This window comes from Acinetobacter sp. AC1-2, from assembly GCF_016124155.1.
Taxonomy (GTDB): Bacteria; Pseudomonadota; Gammaproteobacteria; order Pseudomonadales; family Moraxellaceae; genus Acinetobacter; species Acinetobacter calcoaceticus.
The window spans coordinates 18973-44823 of record NZ_JABFFO010000008.1 but is presented as its reverse complement, the minus strand read 5'-3'; the positions used below and the strand labels follow the sequence as shown (position 1 = coordinate 44823).

Genomic DNA, 25851 nt, shown 5'->3' with positions numbered 1-25851 from the left:
TATTGGTGAAAGCCATAGGAAAAAATAGAGTCTTGACCGAAAATTCGGTAAGATATCGTGACGAAATTGTAGACAAAAGAGAAATAGATTATGACGGATGCAACTGCTGGCAAGATCCCTCACGTTCTGGTCATTATGGATGGTGTTGGTCACCGTGAAGCGATTGAAGATAATGCTTTTCTTGCAGCAAAAACACCGAATTTGGCGGCAATGACAGCAAAGCATCCAAATAGTCTAATTTCTGGTTCTGGCGAAGATGTTGGTTTGCCTGATGGACAAATGGGTAACTCTGAAGTCGGTCATATGAACCTTGGTGCTGGTCGTGTTTTGTATCAAGACTTTACCCGCATTACTAAAGATATTCGTACTGGCGACTTTTTTAAACATGAAGTGTTAATTGACGCCGTTGAAAAAGCCAAAGCTGCTCATGGTGCTGTTCATATTATGGGGTTGCTCTCAGACGGTGGCGTGCATTCACATGAAGACCATATTGTGGCGATGTGTGAGCTTGCATTAAAACGTGGTGCAAAAGTTTATTTACATGCTTTCCTTGATGGCCGTGACACACCTCCACGCAGTGCTCAGCCGTCTTTAGAAAAATTAGATGCATTATTCGCTCAGTATCCAGACCAAGGCCGTATCGCGACTATGATTGGCCGCTACTTTGCAATGGACCGCGATAACCGTTGGGATCGTGTTGAGCAAGCTTATCGCTTGTTGACTGAAGGTGAGGCACTTCGTACTGCGCAAACAGCAGTGGAAGGCTTAGAGTTAGCTTATGCAGCCAATGAAAACGATGAGTTTGTAAAAGCGACTCGTATTGGTGATGTTGCTAAAGTACAAGACGGCGATAGCGTTGTATTTATGAATTTCCGTGCTGACCGAGCTCGTGAAATTACTCGTGCATTTGTAGAAAAAGACTTTGCAGGTTTTGAGCGTAAAGTTGTACCAAACCTTTCTAAATTTGTCATGCTAACCCGTTATCAAGCTAGCATTGATGCGCCAGTTGCATACATGCCAGAAGCATTAAAAAATTCATTGGGTGAATATTTATCTTCTCTTGGAAAGACTCAGTTACGTATTGCCGAAACTGAAAAATATGCTCATGTAACGTTCTTCTTTAGTGGCGGGCGTGAAGATGAATATCCGGGCGAAAAGCGTATTTTGATTCCATCTCCAAACGTTGCAACATATGACCTTAAGCCTGAAATGAGTGCTTATGAAGTAACTGATGAATTGGTTAAAGCCATTAATTCTGGTGAATACGATTTATTGGTTGTGAACTATGCCAATGGTGATATGGTAGGTCATACAGGTATTTTTGATGCTGCTGTTAAAGCAGTTGAAGCAGTCGACCTCTGCCTAGGACGTGTCTATGAAGCGGTAATGGCAAAGAAAGGCCATATGCTGATTACTGCCGACCATGGTAACGTGGAACAAATGCAAGACTACGAAAGCGGTCAAGTTCACACTCAACATACAACGGAACTTGTACCGTTTATCTATGTTGGCCCAACACAAGCAACCATTGCAGAAGGTGGTGTGCTTGCAGATGTAGCACCAACGATTCTCAATTTAATGCAGATTCCTGTTCCTGCTGAAATGCAAGGGCGTAACCTGATTACATTATCTGCATAAACTAAAGGTGATTGGATGCTGCAACACATTAAATATAAAAAACTTATTGTAAGTATGTTGCTGTGTTGCAGCCAATTTGCTTTTGCGGCGCCAGTTGTAAAAGAGAAATTGTCACCTCTGCATTCTGATTCGGAAGAGCCGGAACATAGCTATGCAGAGGTGCCGATCGAATCGATTCAACAGTTTGTACAAATCTATGGAATCGTTCGAGATAACTATGTCGATGTGAAGTCTGATGATGCCTTATTTCAACAAGCCATTAAAGGTCTAGTGAGTGGGCTAGATCGTTACTCACGCTATTTGTCGGCAGAAGAATATCGTCAATTGATTCAATATACCGAAGGTGACCTTGCCTCGGTTGATTTTGCTTTAAGCCCTGAATTGCATGTCCATAAATGGATGATTCGTGATCTTAAAACTGGCTCAGACTCATACAAATTAGGTTTGAGAAATGGTCAAGCGATTCTCAAGATTGATAATCAAGACTTAAAAAATTTAAACCAAGATCAGGTGCTTGGGCTGCTTTATGGCTCTATCGGAAGTACGCTTCAAGTACAAGCAGAAGATTTAAATGGAAACCTCAACTTAGTTCGTAATAAAAAAATAGAAACCGATATAGAACCTGTAATGCTGCATAATCAGGTTTTGGTGCTAAAAATTAGAGTATTCCAGCAAGACACGGCAAATGAAATTAAACGGTTAATTGAAGAAAATAGTTCACCACGTTTAAAAGCCGTTTTAATCGATTTACGAAACAATCCAGGTGGGTTGTTATCGGCAGCAGTCGAGTCGGCAGATTTATTTCTAAATAGTGGGATTATCGTCTCAACTAAAAGCCGTTCGGAAGGTAATCAGCAATTTCAGGCTCTGCCAGGCAATGAATTTCAGAATATAAAATTAGGTATATTGATTAATCATCGTTCTGCATCGGCAGCAGAAGTTTTTACCGCGGCCATGAAAGAACACCAGCGTGCATGGGTAATCGGTGAAAAAAGTTATGGGAAAGGCGTAGTGCAGAAACTATTTCCTTTGCCAAGTGGTGCGGCACTACAAATGACAGTCTCACACTATTACACGCCAAATGGCAATATGATTGAAGGGCAAGGTATTCAGCCTAACCAGACCTATCCTTTGCCCCCAGAAATGAAAGAAGACGTATATTTAGACCGTGTTACAGACTTATTTCTAAAGAAAAAATAGTCTTTTATACTTCCTCTCCCAATTCGGTATCTAAGCCAAACTTTTTCAGTCGATAGCGTAAAGAACGGAAGGTCATTCCTAACTTTTTAGCTGCTAAGGTCCTGTTCCAATGTGTCATGTCTAACGCGTTCAGTAGAATATCTTTTTCAATATTTTCTAAGTAGCGTTCTAAGCCTTCCATTGGTAATTTTGGCCGAGTCTGAGTAATCGCAGTTGATGTGTCATTCACTGGTTTAGTTGCGATTTGCGAGTTAACGCTACTGCCTCTGAGAGGAGGTGCTAAGTGTGTTAAATCAATACATTCATCATCACTTAAGGTAATAGCTCGTTCAATCATATTTCTTAATTCACGAACATTACCTGGAAAATCTTGCTGCAATAAATAAGTTTCAGCAGTAGTGGTTAATTGTTTGCTTGGAATTTCCCATTCCATACAAACCTTTTGAATAAAATGATTGGCTAATAACAAAATATCTCCACCGCGCTCACGCAGTGGCGGCAACATGATATCCATAACATGAATACGGAAAAATAAATCCTGACGGAATTTACCTTGTCGAACTAATAAATCTAAATCTTGGTGGCTGGCGCTGATCACCCGAAAATCAACATCGATTTCCTGATCTGAACCTACTGGACGGATTTTTTTTTCTTGTACTGCCCGAAGTAATTTGACTTGCATACTTAAAGGCAATTCAGCAATTTCATCTAAAAATAAGCTGCCGCCATGAGCAGACAAAATCAGGCCTTGTTTGTCTTGGGTAGCTCCAGTAAAACTGCCTTTTTTATGTCCAAAAAGTTCACTTTCCATGAGCTCAGTTGGAATTGCTCCACAGTTAATCGCAATAAACGGACCTTCACTGCGATTACTCAAGCGGTGAATAAGATTAGCAACAACCTCTTTACCTGTACCAGACTCGCCTGTAACAAACACTGGAGCTTGAGAGCGGGCTATTTTTTTAATAGCTGTTCGTAAGTTTTGTATTGGAGGAGAACGACCAATTAATAGGTCATTTTCCAAAGTTATTTCACCGAACTCATGCTCTGGTTTTGGCTGATTTAACGCTTTTTTTAATAACTGATCTAAATGAATTTGGTTAATAGGTTTACTTACAAAATCAAAAGCTCCCGCCTTTAATGCTGCAATTGCAATATCCATATTGCCGTATGCAGTTAAAACTGCAATTGGTGTGTGTGGGTAAGTTTGAGAAACGTGTTTAACCAATTCTAAACCGCTACCGTCGGGTAGGTTCAAATCGGTTAAACATGCATCGTAATGAAACTGAGTAAAGAGTTGTTTGGCCTGTTCAACCCGATAAGCAAGATGTGTTTTAATCCCCATTCGCGCAAGAGTCATTTGCATTAAAAGGCACAAATCTTCTTCATCGTCTACAAGCAAAACTAGTGGTTGCTGTTCTGCCATTTCCCCAAAAACCTAATAAAAAAATCAATATATTATTGGGCATTCCATTTGGAAGCATGCCCCTTGTTTTTGCTCTACATACGTGAGCTTTGCATGGTTTGCCTCACAAAAACTATGAGACAAATATAATCCTAAACCAGTTCCATTAATTTCGGTACTAAAAAATGGTTTAAATAATTGAGATATATCACGTTTTGAAACCCCTTCGCCGTAATCGATCACATCAATATAAATTTTATTTGTTTGCGAGTGAATGTTGATCAGAACATGGGGTGAATCGGGTGCATTATGTCGTAAAGCATTTCTGACAAGGTTAATGAGTACCTGCCTAAGTTGTTTCTCATCAAATAATAATTTTAAGGATGAATCAGAAATTTTAAGCTGTATAGAATGTTTAACATCTAATAGATCTTCGTCTAATAACGTCTTTATGAAGTCGTTTAATTCAATCTGGATTGGGTAAGTTCTTTCGCTGCTGGCAAGTCCTAATGTATCTTGAACAATACAATCGATGCGTTTTGTTTGCTTACTAATCATACGACGTAAAGTATTTTGCTGCTCTAAATCACTATCTTTAAGTAATTCATTTGCTTGAACAATTGCTGCCAGAGGATTACGGATTTCATGTGCAATACTGGCTGAAAGTTGCCCTAAAGCAGCAAGTTTGAGTTGTTGAGCTTGCTGATTAATGTGTTGTGCATCTTGTAAGATGAGTAGCGTCAATGCTTGTTGTGGCACCACAAGATGCTGAACTTTAATGTTAATAGAGTAAGCCGACAGCCGAGACTCAAAAATAAATCGATCACCTTCTTGTAGGTTATCAAACTTAAGAATTTCAAATAAATCGGGGTGCCATTTAGCTAAAGGATATTTTTCACTGGCAAATTGTGGCGGAATGCCTAACAGAGAGCAGGCAGCCGGATTACTTAGAACAATGTCGTAGTTTTCATCTAGGACAAGATAGCCTTCTTCAATTTGTTCCAGAATATAGCGGTTAATATTTTGTAGTTGATAGAGTTCTATTGATTGGTGGAAAGTTAGCGCCTCAAGTAATTTAAAGCGCTGAACAGCAATTTGCCCGATGCCATGCACCACAAAAAATAAGAAGGCTAATAAGGCACTATTACCAATTGTATTTAGATTATTGTAGTCAAATAAACTACCGACAAAACGTTGGTAAATAACAGCAATGACTGCAAGTAATGTAATGAGTAAAGACATTCTTGCGCTGAGTAAAATTGCCGAGGTAAATATAGCAATAACATACAGCAAGCTGAGTTGTAGATTTGGTTCACCTACAGAAAATGTAAGTAAACTCAGGCAGATAACATCAACTACAAAAAATAAAATAAGCTGCTTTGTTGCCTGAGTTGCAACAAACTTAAAACACAAAAGCTGAAGAAGGCTTAATATGGAATAGCCAAGCAGTGTGTAAAAATATAATGTGGGTTGTTGTAGACTATTGTCGATTTGAGCATCGGTTAAAACCAAAATAATATTGAGGCTAACCGCAATAATAAGACGATATAAACCATACCACGTGCCCAAACGAAAAATCGTATTGGACAACGATGAGTTTAAGGGAAATTGCATATAGTATGATTATGGTTTGATCAGACCATACCGAATCGCAAGATGAGTTAGTTTAACATCACTATCGATGGCGAGTTTTTCAAAAATACGGTAGCGGTAAGTATTCACCGTTTTGACACTTACAAAAAGTTTGTCCGCAATTTCCTGAGCGCTAATACAATTTACAACCATCATTGCAACTTGCATTTCTCGTTCGGATAAAGCGTCAAAAGGTGATTGTTGTGTGTCTGACAGATAGGAACTCGCTAACTGCTCAGCAATATCTGCACTGAAGTATTTGCCGCCTTGCATGACTTTGTTGATTGCTCGAACCATTTCTGTAATTGGAGCACCTTTCGTGATGTAGCCTTTAGCTCCTGCTTTAAGCAAAAGAGAAGGGTAAGGTTCTTCTGATAAGCCACTTACAGCAATAACTTTTGTATCTGGTGCGGTTTGTAGTAAACGGCGTGTTGTTTCTACGCCCCCAATGCCTGGCATGTTGACATCAAGTAGCACAACTTGAGGATGTTTCTGACGAACAATAGCAATTGCTTCTTCACCCGATTCGGCTTGTCCAATGACCTCTACATCGGCATGATCTTCTAACATACGGCAAATGCCTGTACGTACAAGTTCATGGTCATCCACAACTAAAACTGTAATCAAGAAGACCTCCTTTCTTTCAAAAAACAAGTTTTTTGTTACATAAAGCAAAATTAGCTTGCAATGGAATGACAAAATTAGCAATCCTATTCTTATATAGTGAGCGAATAGTTGTGCACAATTGTGTCGGTAAAAGCGTTATACCTTATACCTCAAATGTAAGGCATAATTATAGTAAGCGCAAATGTGTATCACCCTGAGTCGAGTATTGTGCCGTGAAAAATTCTAAAAAGTCTTTAATACATGTGCTAAGCATGTCTATTTTGCTTAGTTTGAGTTCAACAAGCTTTGCAGAACTCGTCAATAACCCGTCCTCAGGGAGTAGTGGTACTGCAAGCTTAAATTGGTCTTCAGCTGACGCTAGCCAATTTTTGAATGAGGAAGATGATGAACCCACTCCGCAAGGTTCAACATCTGTAACTACAACATTGCGTGGCGGTAATGCACCGAAAGTTATAGCGTCTGCTCCTAAGCTTGCTCCAATTCGTGATACGAGTGGGTACAATGCTCAGCCGAGTGTAAGTGCTCGCGCTGCGTTAGTGATGGATGCGCAAACTGGTGAAGTACTGTTTAGTAAAAATACGAATGCTTCTGTGCCAATTGCATCTATTACTAAGTTAATGACAGCAGTGGTAACGGCAGATGCCCGTTTAAACATGTCAGAAGAAATTATGCTTGAGCAAATTGATTTTGCGGGGGCAAACGGTAAAAATTCAAGTTCAACACTCCGTGTTGGTGACAAGATGAACCGTGCAGAAGTGTTATTGTTTGCTTTAATGAAGTCTGAAAATCCGGCAGCAGCGGCTTTAGCGCGTACTTATCCGGGTGGTCGTCCTGCATTTGTTGCTGCAATGAACTCTAAAGCACGTGCTTTAGGTATGAACGCAACTCATTATTATGAATCTACAGGGTTAGATCCGCGTAATGTATCTTCTGCGCGTGACTTAGGGATTTTGGCGAGTACAGCATCTCAGTATGGCTTAATTCGTCAATTTTCAACGACACCAACTTATGATTTCAACTTGGGTTATCGCGTATTGAAATCTAACAATACCAATGCTCTAGTGCGTAATGGTGGTTGGAATATTAACTTGTCTAAAACGGGTTATATCAATGAAGCAGGTCGCTGTGTTGTCATGCATACGACTGTAAACTCACGTCCAGCAGTGATTGTATTGCTTGGTGAGCCAAGTTCGCAAGCACGTAATAATGATGCAACTAACCTATTGAGTTGGTTAAGTAATTTACCAAAACGTATTTAATTTAATTATTCTAAAAACGCTTCTATCAAGAAGCGTTTTTTTATACCTATTAAAAAGACATAAAAAACGGCTGTGTTGAACAGCCGTTTTTATGAAAACTCAGATTTTACATGTTAGATAAAATCGAATCTTTTACTTGGCTCATTGTTGCATCAATTGACAACATGACTGCATCAGCACATTGTTTGATTGCAGTATCTGGGTCTTTCAAGCCATTACCAGTCACTGTACATACAATTACAGAACCTTCAGCAATTTTACCTGCTTTAATGTCACGAATCGCACCACCGATAGAAGCAGCAGATGCTGGCTCAACAAATACGCCTTCATACATAGAAAGTAAGCGCTGAGCTTCTAAAATTTCGCTGTCTTGAAGTTCATCAAACCAGCCTTTAGAGTCACGTACTACCGCTTTAGCATGGTTCCAGCTTTGTGGGTTACCAATACGAATTGCAGTTGCAACTGTTTCTGGGTTTTCAACTGGAGCACCACGTAAGAATGGAGCTGCGCCAGAAGCCTGATAACCTACCATTGTTGGTAAACCTTCAGGTTTTGGACCAGTAAACTGATCTGTTGCTGCGTCATAAATAACTTGTTCAAACTGATCAGCAGGTTGATTTGCTACTGCTTCAGTATAGCCCATCCAGTGAGCTGTGATGTTACCTGCGTTACCTACAGGTAAGCAGTGATAATCAGGTGCACGGCCTAAAGCTTCAACGATTTCGTAAGCAATGGTTTTTTGACCTTGCAAACGGTAAGGGTTGATTGAGTTTACAATCGTTACAGGCGCTTGATCAGCGACTTCTTTTACAAGACGCATACCATCATCGAAGTTACCACGGATTTGCATAGTGATCGCACCATACATCATCGCTTGCGCCATTTTACCCATTGCAATTTTGCCTTCTGGAATCAAAACAAATGCTTTGATACCTGCACGTGCAGCATAAGCAGCAGCAGCAGCAGAAGTGTTACCAGTAGATGCACAGATAATCGCTTTAGAGCCTTCTTCAACCGCTTTGGTTACAGCCATGGTCATACCACGGTCTTTAAATGAACCAGTTGGGTTTAAACCCTCATATTTCACATAAATTTCAACATCTTTGCCAATAATACGTGGAATATTCTCTAGTTTAATGAGTGGGGTGTTGCCTTCCCCCAAAGAGATAGCACGAGTAGTTGCCGAAACTGGCAAACGGTCACGATAACGATCTACAAGACCAGTATAACGATTGGCATTAGACATGATGGTGTTCCAATTAGAGATGAAGCGGGAGAGGGAATCTTTCCCTCAACCTGATTAACTATCGAGCGATTCTAAACGAATTCTTACGATTTCGCCACGAATTGCAGGTAAGGCTTGAATTTGTGCAAGTGCCTCATCCATTTTAGATTCGACGATTGGATCGGTGAGAATCACGATTGGAATAAGGTCTTTTAAACGGGATTGTTGCATGATGGCATCAATACTAATTCCAGCACGGCTTAAGATGGTAGTGACATCTGCAAGTACGCCAGTTTGATCTTCTGCATTTAAGCGGATGTAATAACCTGTGGTCATTTCTTCACGGCTTAAAATTGGCACATTTGTTAATGCTTCAAAAGCAAGTTGAGGAATAGTTCCAGCACCATCTTCGGTATAAGAAATATCACGGACAATATCAATTACATCGGCAACAACAGCAGAAGCAGTTGGACCAGCACCAGCACCAGCGCCGTAATAGAGTGTAGGGCCTACAGCATGCGCTTGAACTAAAACAGCATTTTTAACACCATTTACATTCGCAATAAGCTGCTCATCTGGAATGAGTGTTGGGTGAACACGTAGTTCAATACCCTTTTCAGCGCGACGCGCAATTCCTAGGTGTTTAATGCGGAAACCGAGATCTTCGGCATATTTCACATCTTGTGCAGTAATTTTGCTAATACCTTCGGTATAGACTTTATCGAACTGAAGAGGAATACCAAACGCACAAGACGCTAAAATTGTAAGTTTGTGCGCAGCATCGATACCTTCAACGTCAAAAGTTGGATCTGCTTCTGCATAGCCAAGTTCTTGAGCTTCTTTTAATACATCATCAAATGCACGACCTTTCTCACGCATTTCGGTCAGAATAAAGTTGCCTGTGCCGTTAATGATACCTGCCAACCATTGAATATGGTTTGCAGCAAGACCTTCACGGATGACTTTAATAATTGGAATACCGCCAGCAACTGCTGCTTCATAAGCGATTTGTACAGCATTATCTTCAGCTGCTTTAAATAGTTCGTTGCCATGTTCAGCGAGTAAAGCTTTATTTGCAGTAACGACTTGTTTGCCGTGTTTGATCGCTTCCATGATGACTTCGTAAGCAGGGTGTATACCACCCATCACTTCAACAACCATATCAACATCTGGTTGACGAACGATATCAAGTAAATCTGCGCTTTGTTTAATCCCTTCTAATTCGAGATCTGGACGAGGGCGGCGTGTTCCAACGTGGGTAATTTGAATTTCTCGACCGGTGCGACGTTTAATTTCAGCGGCATTTTCTTGTAGTAGTTTAAGGGCTCCTCCACCTACGGTTCCTAGACCGAGTATTGCCAGGCGAACTGGTTTCACGTCACACTCCATTCATCATTTAATCATTTAGTTGAAGCTAGATCATAGCTAAAAAAAACGCCAGACTCTAGCGCTTTTAGTGCCTGTTCAATGAATTAGAGTGCGATGTTTGGAAAAGAAGAGTAGATCAGTCTTTAAACACAGGTGGATAAAGTATTAATTATTGAAAAAACAAAGCGCTGCAATAAGAGCAGCGCTTTTCTTAAGAGACAGATGATTAATCATTCATCAACTTTAAGTGGATTATTTATCCAGACGTTTAATTAATTCATCTGGTGTTAGATATCCACCCAAGTACTCGCCATCAGCATTGTAAATAGCAGGTGTACCATTTACACCCATATTCAAGCCAAGTTGATATTGCTCTCGAACAGGGTTTTTACATTGAGCTGGTGGAATGTTGATACCTTGTACTGCTTGATTAAAGGCAGCTTTACGATCTGCACTACACCATACAGCTTCCATGGTCGGCATAAATTGTTCGCCGCGTGGCCAAGCGATATAGCGTACCTCAATACCCTTTTCATTAATTTCGGGTATGTGCTCATGTAGTTTATGGCAATAAGGACAGCTTGCATCGGTAAACACATAGATCACGTGCTTAGCCTTGCCTTTTGCAGGGTAGACAATAAGATCTTCATTTTTTAAAGCGGCAAGATGCTTTTTATTTTCTGATGCTTGAAGTGAGTCACCAATATTATGAAGCTCTTTGCCTCCTAATCGGATTACATCACCCTGAATTAAATATTTACCATCACTTGTTGTATAAACTGATGTCATCCCTTCTAGATTTACCCAATATAAATTAGGAACTTCAGTCGGCTTGATATCTAAAATTTTGGCGCTGATATTTGCATTCTTAAATTGTTTTTGCAAAGTTTCGATTAAACGCTGCTTGGCATTACGCTCGATAATGGTTGAAGCTTCCCCTGTAGCAGGTGCAGTCGCTGTGAGCGCATCTTCTTTTTGTGGTTTGTTTTCTTTAGAACAAGCACTGAACAAAAGGCTAGATGCCAGAGTACAGGCAAGAAAAATTTGAGAGCGGGTAAAAGACATAGATAACCCTTATTTCATCAGTATTTATAGTCAGAAGCTGCTAAGCATACCAAAAAATCTAACGTGTATTGTTAAAACTTTCTTAACCTTTGTGAACGAAATCAAACGATTGATCTGAAATACTTGCGTGGAGCTTGAAAGCTTTATCATCCTCTAGGGTGATGTTTTTCATGTAATTGTTGCATTCTGACTTGTGCAACATGCGTATAGATTTGAGTCGTAGATAAATCGCTATGACCCAGTAACATTTGCACGACGCGTAGGTCTGCGCCGTGATTGAGCAGATGTGTTGCAAAGGCGTGACGTAAGGTGTGAGGTGAGAGTTCAGCTTGAATATTGGCTTGTAGCGCATAGCGTTTAATGGCATACCAAAAGTTTTGTCGACTCATAATCCCGCCATGTTGGGTTAAAAAGAGATAGTCAGTCGAGCTTTTATAGAGTTGAGGCCGAGCATTATTCAAATAGCGTTCTACCCACTCACAGGCAAATTGTCCTAACGGCACTAAACGCTCTTTATTGCCTTTACCTGTAACACGTAAATAGCCTTGTTTTAAATTAATAAGTTCCAGACGCAAGTTAAGTAATTCTGAAACACGCAAACCACATGCATAAAGCACTTCAAACATTGCTCGATCACGTAAGCCAAGTGCTGTATTGATATCTGGTGCTTGAATCAGTGATTCGACATCTTCTTCAGATAGGTCTTTGGGTAATGCTCGCCCAATTTTAGGAGAGTGGTGGGTCGCAACTGGATTGTCATTCCGTAACTTCTGTTCACGTAAAAATTTGTAAAACTGACGTAGGGCAGATAAACACCGTGCAATTGAGCGGGGACTTTTTCCTGCTTTTGTCAGTTCGATAAGAACATCGGCAATATCATCACTTGACCATTGTGGAAGAGCATTTTTTTTATGGAGTTCGCTGCATTGAATGAGGTCAGATAAATAAGCATTACGTGTATGTGGACTAACAGTCTGTGCAACGAGATAGTCGCGAAAACCTTGTAAAAAGCTTAAATGTTCTGGAATTTGAACAGGGCTTGGAATACGCGGTTTTTTATTTAACATACACTACATCCTCTAAACCTCTGTACTGTAAAAGAAACTTTAAGGTTTGTCGATTAAACTGAATAGGAAGTGAAATTTAACCTTATTTGGTAATTATTCTCATTTATATGTATACTAGAAAAAAAGGTTTAGGATCGGATGCGGTGCGTTTATCAGCTTTAAAAGTGAAGCAAGCGGCGACCATCAGCAAAGTGAATCGGATATCAGTAGAGTCCGAGCAGCAAGATTTGGTCGCAATTCGTTTGGAAAGTCTGGGCTTTGTGCCAGGCACACGAGTGGAAGTGATTACCAAGGGTATTTTTGGTGGTGATCCGATCTTGATCCAAATTGGCTTTACTCGTTTCGCTTTGCGTAAAGCAGAAGCGGACAAAATCGAAATTCAAGTAGAAGAAGGAGTACCCGCATGAGTGATGCGTTACGTATTGCCCTTGTGGGAAATCCAAACTGTGGTAAAACCTCTCTTTTTAACCATTTAACTGGAACTCGACAAAAAGTCGCAAACTATGCGGGCGTAACGGTCGAGCGTAAAGTAGGTCATTTTCAGTTACCTTCAGGGCGTGCAGTGCGTGTACTCGATTTACCGGGTACATATAGTCTAAATGCAACCAGTCCTGATGAGGTTATTACCCGTGATGTTTGCTTGGGTAAGATTGCCGAAGAAGGTCAGCAAGATGCTTTTTTATGCGTAGTCGATGCGACTAACTTAAAATTGCATTTAGGACTAGTGCTCGAAATGATCGAGCTTGGCCGTCCGATTTTACTTGTACTGAATATGATGGATGAAGCGCGTCGTCGTGGCATCCAAATTAATACTCAAAAGTTGTCTCAACGTTTGGGCGTAGCAGTCGTTGAGACAGTTGCTGTTCGTAATGCGGGTATTGAAAATTTATTACATGCCCTTGATCAAGAAAAATACAGTGTGCCACAGACCGAACTGAGTGGTTTGACTGGAACTCATCATCAAAAAATCGATATGATTTTTAAAGATGTTGTTCAATATGTCGATCAGGGAGATAAACGTACTGATTTTCTAGATCGAATTTTCTTACACCCAGTTTTAGGCCTATTTAGCCTTGCCCTCATGATGTTTATTGTATTTCAGGCAGTTTTTGCTTGGGCAGCTCCGTTTATGGATGGCATTGAAGGCTTCTTTGGCTGGTTAGGTGAAGTGGTGGGAACTGTGATTACACAGCCCCTACTGCATAGTTTGGTTGTTGACGGAATTATTGCGGGTGCAGGTGGCGTAGTTGTGTTCTTGCCACAAATTTTAATCTTGTTCTTCTTCATTTTGGTATTAGAAGAATCGGGTTATTTACCGCGTGCAGCATTCTTGCTTGATAAATTAATGTTTCAAGCCGGTTTAAGTGGGCGTGCTTTCATTCCTTTACTTTCAAGCTTTGCCTGTGCAGTACCGGGAATTATGGCAACGCGTAGTATTAGTGACCCTCGTGATCGTTTTACGACCATTATGGTTGCGCCTTTAATGACCTGTTCGGCACGTTTGCCCGTATATGCTTTGCTGATTGCAGCTTTTATTCCAGAGAAAATGATCTGGGGTATTTTCAACTTACAAGGTCTGGTGCTATTTGGTCTGTATATGGCTGGTATTGTGAGTGCTCTTTGTGTTTCATTTTTAATGAAGTTTTTGCAAAAAGATAAGTCACAGCATGCTTTACTGCTAGAGCTGCCGAGTTATCGTTTCCCCGATTTAAAAAGTGTGGGAATTGGTTTGTTGGATCGCGCGAAGATCTTCTTGAAACGTGTCGGTGGAATCATTTTTGCGCTTTCTATTTTGCTCTGGTTTTTGTGTACTTTCCCACAGCCACCAGAAGGGGCGACATTACCTGCGATAGATTATAGTTTTGCCGGTATGCTCGGACATCTTATTCAACCTGTATTTGCTCCAATTGGTTTTAACTGGCAAATCTGTATTGCTTTAATTCCAGCAATGGCAGCTCGTGAAGTTGTAGTGGCAGCATTAGGTACAGTTTATGCCTTGTCTGCAACGAGTGACGATGCTGTAGCTCAAGGTTTGTCACATCTGATTAGTGCAGATGGCTCGGGTTGGTCTTTGGCAACAGGATTATCGCTTTTAGTGTGGTTTATTTATGCTCCACATTGTTTGGCCACATTGGCAACGGTACGACGTGAAACAGGTTCATGGAAACATGTTGCTGTCATGACTGCATATCTGTTCGGCTTGGCTTATTTGGCATCGTTTGTTACCTATCAAATTGCTTCCCACTATTGGGGTTAAGGCAAGAACGGAGGTTGTACATGATTCAATATCTGATTATCGCGGTTTTAGTGAGTTGGAGTGCTGTTGTTGTTTTTAAGAAAGTATTTCCAAAAACAGCAAATTCAGTCTTTTCTACACTCTCTTCATTTTGTGAAAAGCAGGGTTGGACAACCTTGGCAAAATGGCTTAAGCCAAAAATGACCTTTGGCTGTGCTGGCGGCTGTGGTTGCTCAAGTGAAGATAAACCTACCAATACAGTTCAAGAAATTAAGCCGATTAAATGGCAATAAATTTAGTATTTCTTGTTTCGTCTAAAAAGCCATCATATTGATGGCTTTTTTACGCACTGACACAAAAAAAGATGAATAAAGTTCAAACTGAAAAAGCATTCAAAACAGCAAAGTGCTAACATTTTTGCCATTCTGTCGATTGATAAATTGTGGGGCAAAAATGTTAATACAACGTGGTGGATTAAAAGTTGTCGCAGGCTTGGGAATATCAGGCGTTTCTGCTGTTAATTTCCTGCATGAACAAGGCTACCAAGTTGCAGTAACGGATTCTCGTCCCACGCCCCCAGGTTATGATCAGATTCCAGCTGGCGTTAAAACCAGTTTCGGTCAACTTGACCAAGAATTATTATTACAAGCAGAAGAAATTATTTTAAGCCCAGGCCTTGCACCGCAATTACCAGAAATTCAGGCAGCTATTGCTCAAGGGATTTCAGTGGTAGGCGATATTCAATTATTACGCCGTGCGACCGAAGTACCTATTGTGGCGATTACGGGTTCTAATGCGAAAAGTACAGTAACGACTTTAATTGGCTTAATGGCTAAAGATGCAGGTAAGAAAGTTGCTGTTGGTGGAAACCTTGGACGCCCAGCTCTAGATTTATTAAAAGATCAACCAGAGTTGCTTGTACTTGAGTTATCAAGTTTTCAATTAGAAACCACATCTCATTTGAATGCTGAGGTTGCTGTGGTTCTTAACATGAGTGAAGATCATCTAGATCGTCATGGCGATATGTGGGGTTACCACCAAGCAAAACACCGTATTTTCCAAGGTGTTAAAAAAGTTATATTTAACCGTGATGATGCTTTAAGTCGTCCTCTTGTTCCAGATACAACACCAATGCAAAGCTTTGGTCTAAATGCTCCAGACTTAAATCAATATGGTGTTTTAAGAGATGGCGATGGCACGCTTTGGCTTGCACGTGGTTTGCAGCGTTTAATTAAAAGCTCAGATTTATATATTCAAGGCATGCACAACGTAGCCAATGCTTTAGCTTGTTTGGCGCTAGGTGAAGCAATTGGTTTGCCTATGGAATCTATGCTTGAGACGTTAAAACAGTTTAAAGGATTAGAGCACCGCTGTGAGTATGTGAGAACTGTACATGATGTACGTTATTACAATGACTCTAAAGGGACTAACGTTGGTGCTACACTTGCAGCAATTGATGGTTTAGGCGCTGCAATTGAGGTTAAAAAGGGTAAGGTTGCCTTGATTTTGGGTGGGCAGGGCAAAGGTCAGGATTTTGCTCCATTACGTTCTTCTATCGAAAAATATGCCAAAGTTGTGGTATTGATTGGTGAGGATGCTCCAGTCATTGAACAATCAATTCAGGGTGCAACCAAAATTTTGCATGCAGCAACGCTTAAAGAAGCTGTAGAGCTGTGTCAACGTGAAACACAAGCTGAAGATGTTGTGCTGTTATCACCAGCCTGTGCAAGTTTTGATATGTTTAAAAGTTATAATGACCGTGGTCAGCAGTTTGTTGCCTGCGTCAATTCGTTGGTTTAAAGAAAACATGATTAGGAATGTAGTATGGCAGGCTTAGCTCAGACCACAATCCAGAAAATCAATCATTGGTATGAACGGATATTGCCTAAATGGCCAGCGGAAGTGACGCCACGTAATGTCCTGATTTTCTGTGTCGTTGCATTATTGTGTATCGGTTCAGTGATGGTCGCATCTGCTTCGATGCCCTATGCTGAATATATGCATGAAAACCCGTTTCACTATGTGATTCGTCATGGTATTTCGATTGTCGCTGCGGCTGTGGTGGCTTATTTGACCTATCGGATATCACTTAATACGTGGTTTAAAAATACTTTCCCGTTGTGGTTGTTGACCATGGTTCTTTTGCTTGCTGCTTTAGTAGTGGGTTCAGAAGTCAACGGTTCTACACGCTGGATTAAGATTGGTGGCTTTACCTTACAGCCAACCGAGGTTGCCAAAGTCATGATGGCAATCTTTACCGCAGACTACGTTGTGCGCCGTGCCAAAGAGGTTCGTACTCATTGGAAAGGCTTATTACGTTTAAGTGGGGTCATGGCAATCACGGTCGGTTTGATTATTGCTGAGCCTGACTTGGGTGCTACGATCGTAATTGTATTGATGATGGTCGGGGTGTTCTTTTTAGCTGGTGCGCCGCCAACACAGTTCTTAATTATGTTGGGTGCGATTGTAACCGGTATTGTCTTTTTAATTTTGTTTGAGCCGTATCGTTTCCAGCGTTTGATTTCGTTTACTGACCCGTGGGCAGATCCATTAGGGGTTGGTTACCAGTTATCAAATGCGTTAATGGCCTTTGGTCGTGGTGAATGGTTTGGTACAGGCTTAGGGCACAGTGTACAAAAGCTATCTTATTTGCCAGAAGCACATACTGACTTTATGTTGGCAGTGTTAGGCGAAGAGTTCGGTTTCTTTGGTATTTCGATTGTTATTGGTTTGTCTTTCTTGATGTTGGCATGCTGTATCAAAATTGGTCATCGTGCATTGAAACATCATTACCTTCGCGCAGGTTATTTGGCGTATGGCATTAGTATTATTTTCTTGCTCCAGATCTTGGTAAATGCGGGCATGAATATGGGGTTGATGCCAACTAAAGGTTTGACTCTGCCATTTATTAGTTATGGTGGTACATCTTTAATGATGTGTGCTGCGATGATTAGCTTGATTTTAAAGATTGATGCTTCAACCCAAGAAGTTAACCCAGAAAGGGAAGAATCAAACTTCTAGTTGAGTATTTAGGTATTAGAAAACCCGATTTGATATCGGGTTTTTTTATTTATAGGTAGGTTCCATTCAGCTGCTCTACATGTGGAATTAAATCTACATTCCACTGCGCTACTGCTTGTTTAAGCATAACTTTAGGCTGGTCTAAATCAACGTTAGGTTGTCCTAGTGCTTGTATTGCTTGTTGCAGCAATTGAGGAGCTTTTGACAAATCGAGTGCTTGAGCAAGGTTTTGCTTAGAAAGCTTTTGCCCTTGATCGTTCATGGCGAGGGGTAGGTGCATATAGCTTAGTTTAGGGTAACCTAAGAGCTCACCAAGCCAGATCTGCCGTTCAGTGTTATCTAATAGGTCTGCGCCTCGAACGACATGGGTGATGCCTTGCAGATAATCATCAACGACTACGGCAAGTTGATAGTTAATAATCCCGTCACGGCGTTTAAGAACAAAGTCTCCAAGGTCATGTTGCAGATTAGAACAATGAGTTCCTTGTAGTCGGTCATCAAAACAGATTTGCTGATCTTGAACTTTTACCCGAATCGCTTGACCTTGAAAATCAAGCCCTAGATTGCGGCAAGTTCCGGCGTAGATTGCATTTGAACCCAACATTTTGCGTGTACATTGACAAGCATAGATAAGACCCTCTTTTTTAAGTTGGTCTAATACGCTTTCATAAATGTCTAAACGGTTTTTTTGAAAGATGATTTCTGCATCGGGTTCGAACTGGAAGGCTTCCAGTGACGTGAGAATATGATCTTCACTACCCGGATAAATACGAGGGATATCTGTGTCTTCGACACGAACGAGCCATGTGCCATGATGGGCCTTTGCATCACAATAACTGGCAACGGCAGTAATGAGTGATCCAAAATGCAAAGGGCCGGTTGGCGATGGCGCAAACCGGCCTGAATATGCAAAGCTAGGTTTCTCTTTAAGAGTTACCTCGGTCATATTAACCGTTATTTTGCTTCTCTTTGATTTCTGCCAAAGTTTTGCAATCAATACATAAAGTTGCCGTTGGACGTGCTTCTAAACGACGTAAGCCGATTTCGATACCACACGTTTCACAGAAACCATAGTCTTCATTTTTAATGGCTTCCATAGATTGTTCGATTTTACGAATTAACTTACGTTCACGGTCACGTGTACGCAATTCAATTGCAAACTCTTCTTCTTGGGTAGCACGGTCATTTACATCTGGCAATGCAGTTGATTCGTCTTGCATCGTATTCAACGTACGATCAACTTCAGACATCAATTCAGCTTTCCATGCTTGCAGAATTTGTCGGAAATGCTCGAGCTGTCCTTCAGACATGTACTCTTCATTTTTCTTAGGTTGATAAGGTGCAATACCAAATAAACTTGCAGTTGTGCCTATATCAGAAGTTTTAGGTTTCACTTTACGTGCACGTTTTGCAGAAGCTTTTTCACCTTCCACTACAACTTCTGTATGTTCATCCAAAACTTGGTTGTGGTTGTCATTCGCCATAATAGGGCATTCCTCATCATACACGTATTATCTATACGCAAAAAATATGGTGATATGCAAGTGTTTTTATAGAAAACCATCGATGGATTTTACCATCGGGTCGTCATCATATAGATTTTTCCTGCAAGATGATAGTCATTCCGACTCGTAAATATTTTCAAAACATGTTTACCCTAGTCATAATTGCATGTAAGCATATAAAAAATAGAGCTAATAGCCTGAAATATCAGTATTTATAAGGCCCTGAAAATTTTCAAGACGGAAGACTTCGGTTTCAAAACTACCATCGTTTTTTAGACGAATGTAACGGTAGCCGGGAGCATTTTGGTCTAGGGCAAAGTCATTACTAAACGGTTTAAACTGAACACTGGTCGATGGGGTCGAGAAAAACTCGATTCCTTGCCAAGTGTTGAGTGAGTCTTGGTGAACATGCCCGCAGACTAAAGCTTTTACATTTTTAAATGGAGCTAATGTTGTAAGCAACGCATTAGAATTTTGTAACTTGTGATGATCAATCCATTTTGATTTCATTGCAAAAGGATGATGATGACAAGCCAATAAAACAGGGTTATCTGAAAATTCTTCGAGTAATGTCGCTAAATTTTGTAGTTGTTCTGGTGACAGGTGTCCATCAATCTGACCTTGTACCGCACTATTTAATAAAATAACACGCCAGTTTCCTAAGCCAATCACCACAGGTTCCTGATGGTTTTCTTTATGCAATGGAAAATGGTCAACGTTATCATGATTACCCAGTGTCTGAAAAAATGGCAGACCTAACGTTTGCATATATTGAATATAACGTTTGTACGTAATAGGCGTTGGTGCTTGAGCCAGATCTCCAGTATGGATAATGGCATCAGTTTCAGGATGTTTTTTCAGGATCTGTTGAATAATTGCATGAAAACTTTCTTCAGGATTCATCCCCACAAATTCTAAGTGCGGATACTCCAATAAGTGAGTATCGGTAATTTGTATAATGACATGGTCTTTTTGTGAAAGTGTTGAGACTTGAAAAGTCACCGTCCTACCTCGTCGGATTTTATTATCGTTGTGATGTGTTGAGACAGCCATTGTAACGCCATAATGACAGGAGCATTTCTTAAACGTCCGCTGTCGAGTAACATCTGGATTTCACTATAATTAAATAAGTGCAGTTGAATATTTTCACCCTCATTATCTACACCAAAAACACCGCCTTCAGCAGGTAAATCGGTTTCGCTAACATAGAGATGAAATAACTCTGAACACGCACCAGCTGACGGATAAAAGCTAAATAGATGTTGTAAATCCTGAACTGAACACCCTGACTCTTCGAGGCTCTCTCGACGAATACAATTCTCGGGTGTTTCATCACCGTCTAACACGCCTGCGATTATTTCCAGTTGCCATGGGGAGTGAGGGTCATCTAAAGCACCAACACGAAACTGTTCAATAAGTGCGAACTGTTGTTTTTGATCGTTGTAGAGTAAAACGCCTGCAACCTCAGAGCGATGAATAAGCTCGCGCTGTATTACAGGGGTATATTCAGACTGGTTAAATAGACGATGTCGAAGGCTGACTTTTTCAACCTGAATAAAACCGCGGAATACATATTCACGGGATGTTATTTCGACATCTTCAGATATATAGCTTGGATGTTTAACAATGCTCATGAGCCAGTCAGGATAAAATCTATTTATTTCATCCTAACTGAGAATCATGGCTAGGCAAGTGTTTTTTTTGAATATTTACACTTTGTGATACAGTTTTTGTCCTTGTTCTTGATAAACCTCTTTCATGGTTTTGAGGCCTTCTTCAACCTCTGTATTAATATTGGTGAGGTTGTTGGCATAGTCACGAACATTCTGGGTGATTTTCATCGAGCAGAACTTTGGTCCACACATTGAGCAAAAGTGTGCAGATTTGTGAGCCTCTTTCGGTAAGGTTTCATCATGCATACTACGAGCTGTGTCAGGGTCTAGACTTAAGTTGAACTGATCATCCCAACGGAATTCAAAACGTGCTTTTGACAAGGCATTATCGCGAACCTGTGCACCCGGATGTCCTTTCGCAAGATCGGCCGCGTGAGCCGCAAGCTTGTAGGTAATAATCCCGTCTTTAACATCTTTCTTGTTTGGTAGACCCAAATGCTCTTTTGGTGTGACATAGCAAAGCATCGCCGTGCCGTACCAACCAATCATGGCTGCGCCAATTGCAGAGGTAATGTGGTCGTAACCCGGAGCGATATCAGTTGTCAAAGGCCCAAGCGTATAGAATGGCGCTTCTTTACAAACTTCTAGCTGCAAGTCCATGTTTTCTTTAATCATGTGCATTGGTACGTGACCAGGGCCTTCAATCATGACTTGAACATCATGTTCCCATGCACGATGAGTGAGTTCACCGAGTGTTTTAAGTTCGCTGAATTGTGCTTCGTCATTTGCGTCTTGGATACAGCCCGGACGTAAGCCATCACCTAAACTGAACGAAACATCGTAGGCTTTCATGATTTCACAGATTTCATCGAAATGTGTGTATAAGAAGTTTTCTTCATGATGTGCTAGACACCACTGCGCCATGATTGAACCACCACGAGACACAATACCAGTCAAACGGTTTGCGGTGAGTGGTACGTAACGAAGTAATACACCTGCGTGAATCGTGAAGTAGTCAACGCCTTGTTCAGCTTGTTCGATGAGCGTGTCTTTAAAGATTTCCCAAGTCAGGTCCTCTGCAACACCATCCACTTTTTCAAGTGCTTGATAAATTGGTACAGTGCCGATTGGAACAGGTGAGTTACGAATAATCCATTCACGTGTCTCATGAATATTTTTACCTGTCGACAAATCCATAATGGTGTCAGCACCCCAACGGGTTGCCCATGTCATTTTCGCAACTTCTTCGTCAATTGAAGAACTAAGCGCTGAGTTACCAATGTTGGCATTAATTTTAACCAAGAAGTTACGACCAATAATCATTGGCTCAAGTTCTGGGTGGTTAATGTTTGCAGGAATAATTGCGCGACCTTCAGCAACTTCTTGGCGAACAAATTCAGGTGTAATTTCTTTTAAATTTTTTGCACCAAAATTTTGTCCCGGATGCTGGCGCGTATCAACACCTTCACGCTGGCGCTGATTTTCACGAATTGCAATATATTCCATTTCAGGTGTGATAATACCTTGCTTGGCATAGTGCATTTGAGAGACATTTTTGCCAGCTTTGGCACGGCGTGGATTTTGAATGTGGGCAAAGCGAATATCTGCGGTACGGATATCTTTTAAACGTTCCTGACCAAACGTTGAAGTTAAACCAGAAAGTACGTCAGTATCGTTACGTTCTTCAATCCAGTTTTGGCGAACTGAAGGTAAACCTTTGTCTAAATCAATTTGAACATTTGGGTCGGTATAAACACCTGAAGTGTCATAGACCATAACAGGGGGATTATGTTCGCCACCAAGACCAGTAGGGGTATCGGTGAGAGAAATTTCCCGCATTGGAACCTGAATGTCAGGGCGAGAGCCTTCAATATAAACTTTTTTTGAAGCGGGTAAGATGCGAGTTAAATCTTTTGCATCTTGTTCATGTTGCGCTGAAATTTCAACAGAAGAGAGATTCGTTAACTGGTTCATTACATGATCCTTATGAATAACATCAACGAATCAAGCACGACCAAAAACGATGGCGGATTTATCTTTACTAGATAAATTTGAGGCTTTAGTTTTTAGATGGCTTGATTCCTACGCAGGTCTTAACCTGATCAGGTTCAACGGTACTTGTGATCAAACTTGTGTTGCGATAACACGAAATTTACACAATCTCAGCGAGCTATTACTCGCGCTCCGTCAAGCGAATTACAGACTAACATGATTTAGGTTGGCTGGCATTGTCAATTTGTATCTATACAAACCGCATCTATATGGCAGTCACGATAGACTTCAGTGTTCCATGGCGAATCAAATTTTAATAGCTGCTCAAGTTGTTCATGAGTAATCTGATAATTTGATTTTTTATCGCCATTTTTCTCAGTTAAATCTATTTTAAATTGCTTATTGCGCTCTTCTACAGGCGTGGCAATAAATTTAAGAAATTGCTGGGCAGGTTTCGCTAAACTCGACTGGCTCTGTGTAGATAGAAAACGGATTTGCTCAAGAGCATCTTTATCAAACCATGTGTTCGGAGCATATTCATCTGACACAGGGGTGTTATCTAGACCAAAGAAAATAAAATAGCGATATTCGTTAAAGAGTAGTTTTGCATCACCAATAAAGTGGCTCTTTGGATATTTTTGAATAAATTTTTCCCAAAACAGCGCTCGTTCAGTAAGTTCTTTCCATGAAACAGCCAAAGCACCATCGTTATAGAAAATATTTTGATTGTCTTTCGCCATACGAGTTAAGAACTCTTTTTGGTCCGCGGTTAAGGCTTTAGAAAAAACATCGACTAGATAGTTTGGCTGACGTCGATAGGTAAACATGCCTTCGCCTTGATAAAGGAGGTCAATATAGGCTTCACCATTATGTTGAAGTAAGTATTGGTCGCGTGGACTAAGTTGGTCGAATAATTTTTTCTGGCTTTGAATGACTTTTTTAGGGTCTCGTTGTTTTTGTTCTAAAACGGCATAGCCAAAAGCTTCAAAAGCTCTGGCTGTTTTGTCAGTGTAGTCTTGCTTTAGAAAACGTTGATACATGGCTGTTGATGCATCAATCAGCTTAAGCTGTTCATCATTCTTTAAAGATGGCACACACGTTTTCAGCTTCTCATTAATTTGATTTAAGTCTTCTATTTTACTGTTCTGATTAATCTTCTGTATTGCGGCATTGATTTCGATACAGCTATTGTTTTGTTTGATTACAGGCTTTTGTTCAGTTGATTTTTGCTCTTTAGAAACAGCTTGATCTTGCTGCGATGTTTTATTACATCCAGATAAAAGTAGTGCGCTGCACACACTCATCATTAGAAATTTTTTCATCATTGTATTTTTATCGAAGTGAACATTGCTCAAATTATAACTCGGAAAAAGATTGCATCATTGTTAGAAATCTTTATTATTGGGTAGATCGGTCTACTTAAAAATAAAACTATGAATGATAAAACAGCAAGACAGAAAATTCTCGATGCAGCAGCAACTTTGTTTTATAACGATGGCATTACTGCAACTGGAATTAACTCGGTTACGACAAAAGCAGATGTTGCTAAGATGTCGCTTTACAATAACTTTTCTTCAAAAGGTGAGCTTGTTGATGCCTACATTGCTGCGCGGCATCAGGAGTGGCTTGATCTTTATCAAAAACGTTTAGAACAAACGAAATCAGCTACAGAAGCTATTTTGGCAGTGTTTGATGCCTATCAAGACCATGCAGAATTTGCCTATGAAAAAGGCTTTAGAGGATGTGGTTTGCTTAATGCTGCGGCTGAGTTTCCAGCGAATAGTGCAGGACGAAGTGCAGTAAGGCAGCATAAAGAAGAAGTCGAGGCTATTGTTGCTGAGCATTTAAAAAAATTAATACCAGACTTGCAGCGCGTTAGCTACGTGGCTACACAGCTTTCCTTTCTTTTAGAAGGTTCTATGGCAAGAGCAGGGTTGGAAGGAAGTAGTCGTCAACTCCTCTTAGCAAAACAAATGGCAGAAGAGCTTCTAAAGAGAGAAGGCCAATATGATTAGCCTCATTAAAAATAGTAGTTATGGTGGCACAATTGCAATTTTAGTTGCCTCTGTTTTATGGGGAACAACAGGTACTGCTGCCGCATTTGCACCAACACTTGGACCACTCGCCATTGGTGCTGTGGCTATGGGTGGAGGAGGTCTTTTGCAAGCTTTGGTTGCATCGCGGGCTATTCGAGAAAACCGTCAATTTATAAAGCAAAACCTTCTAATACTGCTTTTAGGGGTTGCGGCAGTTGGTATTTATCCTCTGGCCTTTTATTCCTCAATGCATTATGCAGGAATTACGATTGGCACCGTGGTTTCTATTGGTGCAGCGCCACTGATCGCAGCAATTTTAGAACGATTCTTTGATCGGAAGTCTTTGTCAGCGATCTGGTTCTTAAGTTTTATTTTTGGTGTTATGGGCGTAAGTTTGTTATCCATGGGTGAAAACCATGCGGTCCAAGAGGGTACAAATGAATGGAATAAAATCTTCGGTATTTTTCTTGGGCTTGTCGCGGCTACAACTTATTCACTTTATTCATGGGCTGCTAAAAGATTAATAGATCGGGGTGTTGCTGCTAAAGCTGCAATGGGCATGATTATGGGGGGTGGGGCAGTTATTTTGCTTCCTACTTTACTGGTTACAGGTGGAGGGTTGTTGCAAAGTTCAACCAATTTACTTGTTGCTGGTTATATGATGTTGATTCCTATGTTTTTAGGTTATTTACTTTTCGGTTTTGGTCTAAAAACAGTAAATGCCAGTAAAGCGACGACCTTAACTTTATTTGAACCTTTAGTTGCCGCACTTTTTGCCATCGTGTTGGTTGGTGAGCATATTTCATGGTTGGGTTGGATAGGCATGTTTTTGATTTTTATTTGTATTTTAATATTGTCAAAAAATGAGAACGCTTAAAAAACTAAAACTTTTAATGGCTTGAGTTTGCTTGGAATTTTTCTTAGTCTTAAAGGCAAGTTTTATCGTTGATTTGAACAATGAAAAT

Annotated in this window: 23 protein-coding genes and 1 riboswitch; of the genes, 10 read left to right on the top strand and 13 right to left on the bottom strand. The window is 40.5% G+C overall.

Going from position 1 to position 25851, the window contains the following annotated elements; translation table 11 throughout:
• Nucleotides 1–90: 90 nt before the first annotated feature.
• Together gpmI and HL290_RS17335 are read left to right on the top strand one after the other, a co-directional pair.
• Nucleotides 91–1638 (top strand): 2,3-bisphosphoglycerate-independent phosphoglycerate mutase, encoded by a 1548-nt coding sequence (gene gpmI / locus HL290_RS17340; protein ID WP_198497111.1) that lies wholly within the window; start codon nt 91–93, stop codon nt 1636–1638.
• Between the two features lie 15 nt (nt 1639–1653).
• Entirely contained in the window at nt 1654–2838 is a 1185-nt protein-coding gene (locus HL290_RS17335; RefSeq protein WP_198497110.1) for a S41 family peptidase, read from the top strand.
• Between the two features lie 4 nt (nt 2839–2842).
• On the opposite strand, the gene HL290_RS17330 is transcribed toward HL290_RS17335, so the two are convergent.
• Genes HL290_RS17330 through HL290_RS17320 form a run of 3 tightly spaced genes read right to left on the bottom strand, consistent with a single transcriptional unit; the run spans nt 2843 to nt 6499 of the window.
• On the bottom strand, nt 2843–4261 hold the full coding sequence (locus HL290_RS17330) for a sigma-54-dependent transcriptional regulator (protein WP_198497109.1): 1419 nt from the start codon (nt 4259–4261) through the stop codon (nt 2843–2845).
• Nucleotides 4262–4285: 24 nt separating this feature from the next.
• On the bottom strand, nt 4286–5854 hold the full coding sequence (locus HL290_RS17325; protein ID WP_198497108.1) for a sensor histidine kinase: 1569 nt from the start codon (nt 5852–5854) through the stop codon (nt 4286–4288).
• Between the two features lie 9 nt (nt 5855–5863).
• Nucleotides 5864–6499 carry a response regulator gene (locus HL290_RS17320; protein WP_003654436.1) on the bottom strand — a complete coding sequence of 212 codons (636 nt, stop codon included), beginning with the start codon at nt 6497–6499 and terminating at the stop codon, nt 5864–5866.
• A gap of 212 nt (nt 6500–6711) precedes the next feature.
• On the opposite strand from HL290_RS17320, the gene pbpG reads away from it, so the two are divergent.
• Complete coding sequence (gene pbpG / locus HL290_RS17315; protein WP_198497107.1) at nt 6712–7758, top strand: D-alanyl-D-alanine endopeptidase PBP7/8; 1047 nt, start codon at nt 6712–6714, stop codon at nt 7756–7758.
• 106 nt (nt 7759–7864) lie between these two features.
• On the opposite strand, the gene thrC is transcribed toward pbpG, so the two are convergent.
• The 4 genes from thrC to xerD form a co-directional block, all read right to left on the bottom strand.
• On the bottom strand, nt 7865–9004 hold the full coding sequence (gene thrC, locus HL290_RS17310) for a threonine synthase (protein ID WP_003654438.1): 1140 nt from the start codon (nt 9002–9004) through the stop codon (nt 7865–7867).
• Nucleotides 9005–9058: 54 nt separating this feature from the next.
• Nucleotides 9059–10360 carry a homoserine dehydrogenase gene (locus HL290_RS17305; protein WP_004640662.1) on the bottom strand — a complete coding sequence of 434 codons (1302 nt, stop codon included), beginning with the start codon at nt 10358–10360 and terminating at the stop codon, nt 9059–9061.
• Nucleotides 10361–10603: 243 nt separating this feature from the next.
• A complete protein-coding gene (locus tag HL290_RS17300; protein ID WP_056484281.1) occupies nt 10604–11416 on the bottom strand; it encodes a DsbC family protein in 813 nt (270 codons plus the stop codon).
• A gap of 146 nt (nt 11417–11562) precedes the next feature.
• Nucleotides 11563–12483 (bottom strand): site-specific tyrosine recombinase XerD, encoded by a 921-nt coding sequence (xerD, locus tag HL290_RS17295; RefSeq protein WP_198497106.1) that lies wholly within the window; start codon nt 12481–12483, stop codon nt 11563–11565.
• A 143-nt stretch (nt 12484–12626) separates the two neighbouring features.
• On the opposite strand from xerD, the gene HL290_RS17290 reads away from it, so the two are divergent.
• From HL290_RS17290 to ftsW, 5 genes are all read left to right on the top strand, one after another.
• Nucleotides 12627–12890: a FeoA family protein gene (locus tag HL290_RS17290; RefSeq protein WP_016801736.1), complete on the top strand. Its 264-nt coding sequence runs from the start codon at nt 12627–12629 to the stop codon at nt 12888–12890.
• A complete protein-coding gene (gene feoB / locus HL290_RS17285; RefSeq protein ID WP_017391154.1) occupies nt 12887–14740 on the top strand; it encodes a ferrous iron transporter B in 1854 nt (617 codons plus the stop codon). The genes HL290_RS17290 and feoB overlap by 4 nt, the downstream gene beginning before the upstream one ends.
• A 20-nt stretch (nt 14741–14760) precedes the next feature.
• Nucleotides 14761–15012 (top strand): DUF6587 family protein, encoded by a 252-nt coding sequence (locus tag HL290_RS17280; RefSeq protein WP_003654445.1) that lies wholly within the window; start codon nt 14761–14763, stop codon nt 15010–15012.
• A gap of 160 nt (nt 15013–15172) precedes the next feature.
• Complete coding sequence (gene murD / locus HL290_RS17275) at nt 15173–16519, top strand: UDP-N-acetylmuramoyl-L-alanine--D-glutamate ligase (RefSeq protein WP_017387755.1); 1347 nt, start codon at nt 15173–15175, stop codon at nt 16517–16519.
• A 24-nt stretch (nt 16520–16543) separates the two neighbouring features.
• The gene (gene ftsW, locus HL290_RS17270) at nt 16544–17740 is read left to right on the top strand and encodes a putative lipid II flippase FtsW (protein ID WP_004795141.1); all 1197 of its coding nucleotides are present in this window, start codon (nt 16544–16546) and stop codon (nt 17738–17740) included.
• Between the two features lie 49 nt (nt 17741–17789).
• Here ftsW and gluQRS read toward each other — a convergent pair whose 3' ends face one another.
• The 6 genes from gluQRS to HL290_RS17240 form a co-directional block, all read right to left on the bottom strand.
• Nucleotides 17790–18686: a tRNA glutamyl-Q(34) synthetase GluQRS gene (gluQRS, locus tag HL290_RS17265; protein ID WP_198497105.1), complete on the bottom strand. Its 897-nt coding sequence runs from the start codon at nt 18684–18686 to the stop codon at nt 17790–17792.
• A 1-nt stretch (nt 18687) separates the two neighbouring features.
• Nucleotides 18688–19224, bottom strand: a complete 537-nt coding sequence (dksA, locus tag HL290_RS17260) for an RNA polymerase-binding protein DksA (protein ID WP_004640678.1) — start codon at nt 19222–19224, stop codon at nt 18688–18690.
• Nucleotides 19225–19434: 210 nt separating this feature from the next.
• The gene (cpdA, locus tag HL290_RS17255) at nt 19435–20247 is read right to left on the bottom strand and encodes a 3',5'-cyclic-AMP phosphodiesterase (protein WP_005037307.1); all 813 of its coding nucleotides are present in this window, start codon (nt 20245–20247) and stop codon (nt 19435–19437) included.
• A complete protein-coding gene (locus tag HL290_RS17250) occupies nt 20244–20879 on the bottom strand; it encodes an NUDIX domain-containing protein (protein WP_198497104.1) in 636 nt (211 codons plus the stop codon). Before HL290_RS17250 ends, cpdA begins: the two co-directional genes overlap by 4 nt.
• Nucleotides 20880–20954: 75 nt before the next feature.
• Nucleotides 20955–22832, bottom strand: coding sequence for a phosphomethylpyrimidine synthase ThiC (gene thiC / locus HL290_RS17245; protein WP_198497103.1), 1878 nt, complete (start codon nt 22830–22832; stop codon nt 20955–20957).
• An 88-nt stretch (nt 22833–22920) separates the two neighbouring features.
• A riboswitch (TPP riboswitch) is annotated at nt 22921–23055 on the bottom strand.
• Nucleotides 23056–23089: 34 nt separating this feature from the next.
• Nucleotides 23090–24175, bottom strand: coding sequence for a hypothetical protein (locus HL290_RS17240; RefSeq protein WP_198497102.1), 1086 nt, complete (start codon nt 24173–24175; stop codon nt 23090–23092).
• Between the two features lie 108 nt (nt 24176–24283).
• Between HL290_RS17240 and HL290_RS17235 the strand changes: the two genes are divergently transcribed.
• Nucleotides 24284–24865, top strand: coding sequence for a TetR/AcrR family transcriptional regulator (locus HL290_RS17235; RefSeq protein WP_198497101.1), 582 nt, complete (start codon nt 24284–24286; stop codon nt 24863–24865).
• Complete coding sequence (locus HL290_RS17230; RefSeq protein ID WP_198497100.1) at nt 24858–25763, top strand: DMT family transporter; 906 nt, start codon at nt 24858–24860, stop codon at nt 25761–25763. The genes HL290_RS17235 and HL290_RS17230 overlap by 8 nt, the downstream gene beginning before the upstream one ends.
• Nucleotides 25764–25851 lie beyond the last annotated feature (88 nt).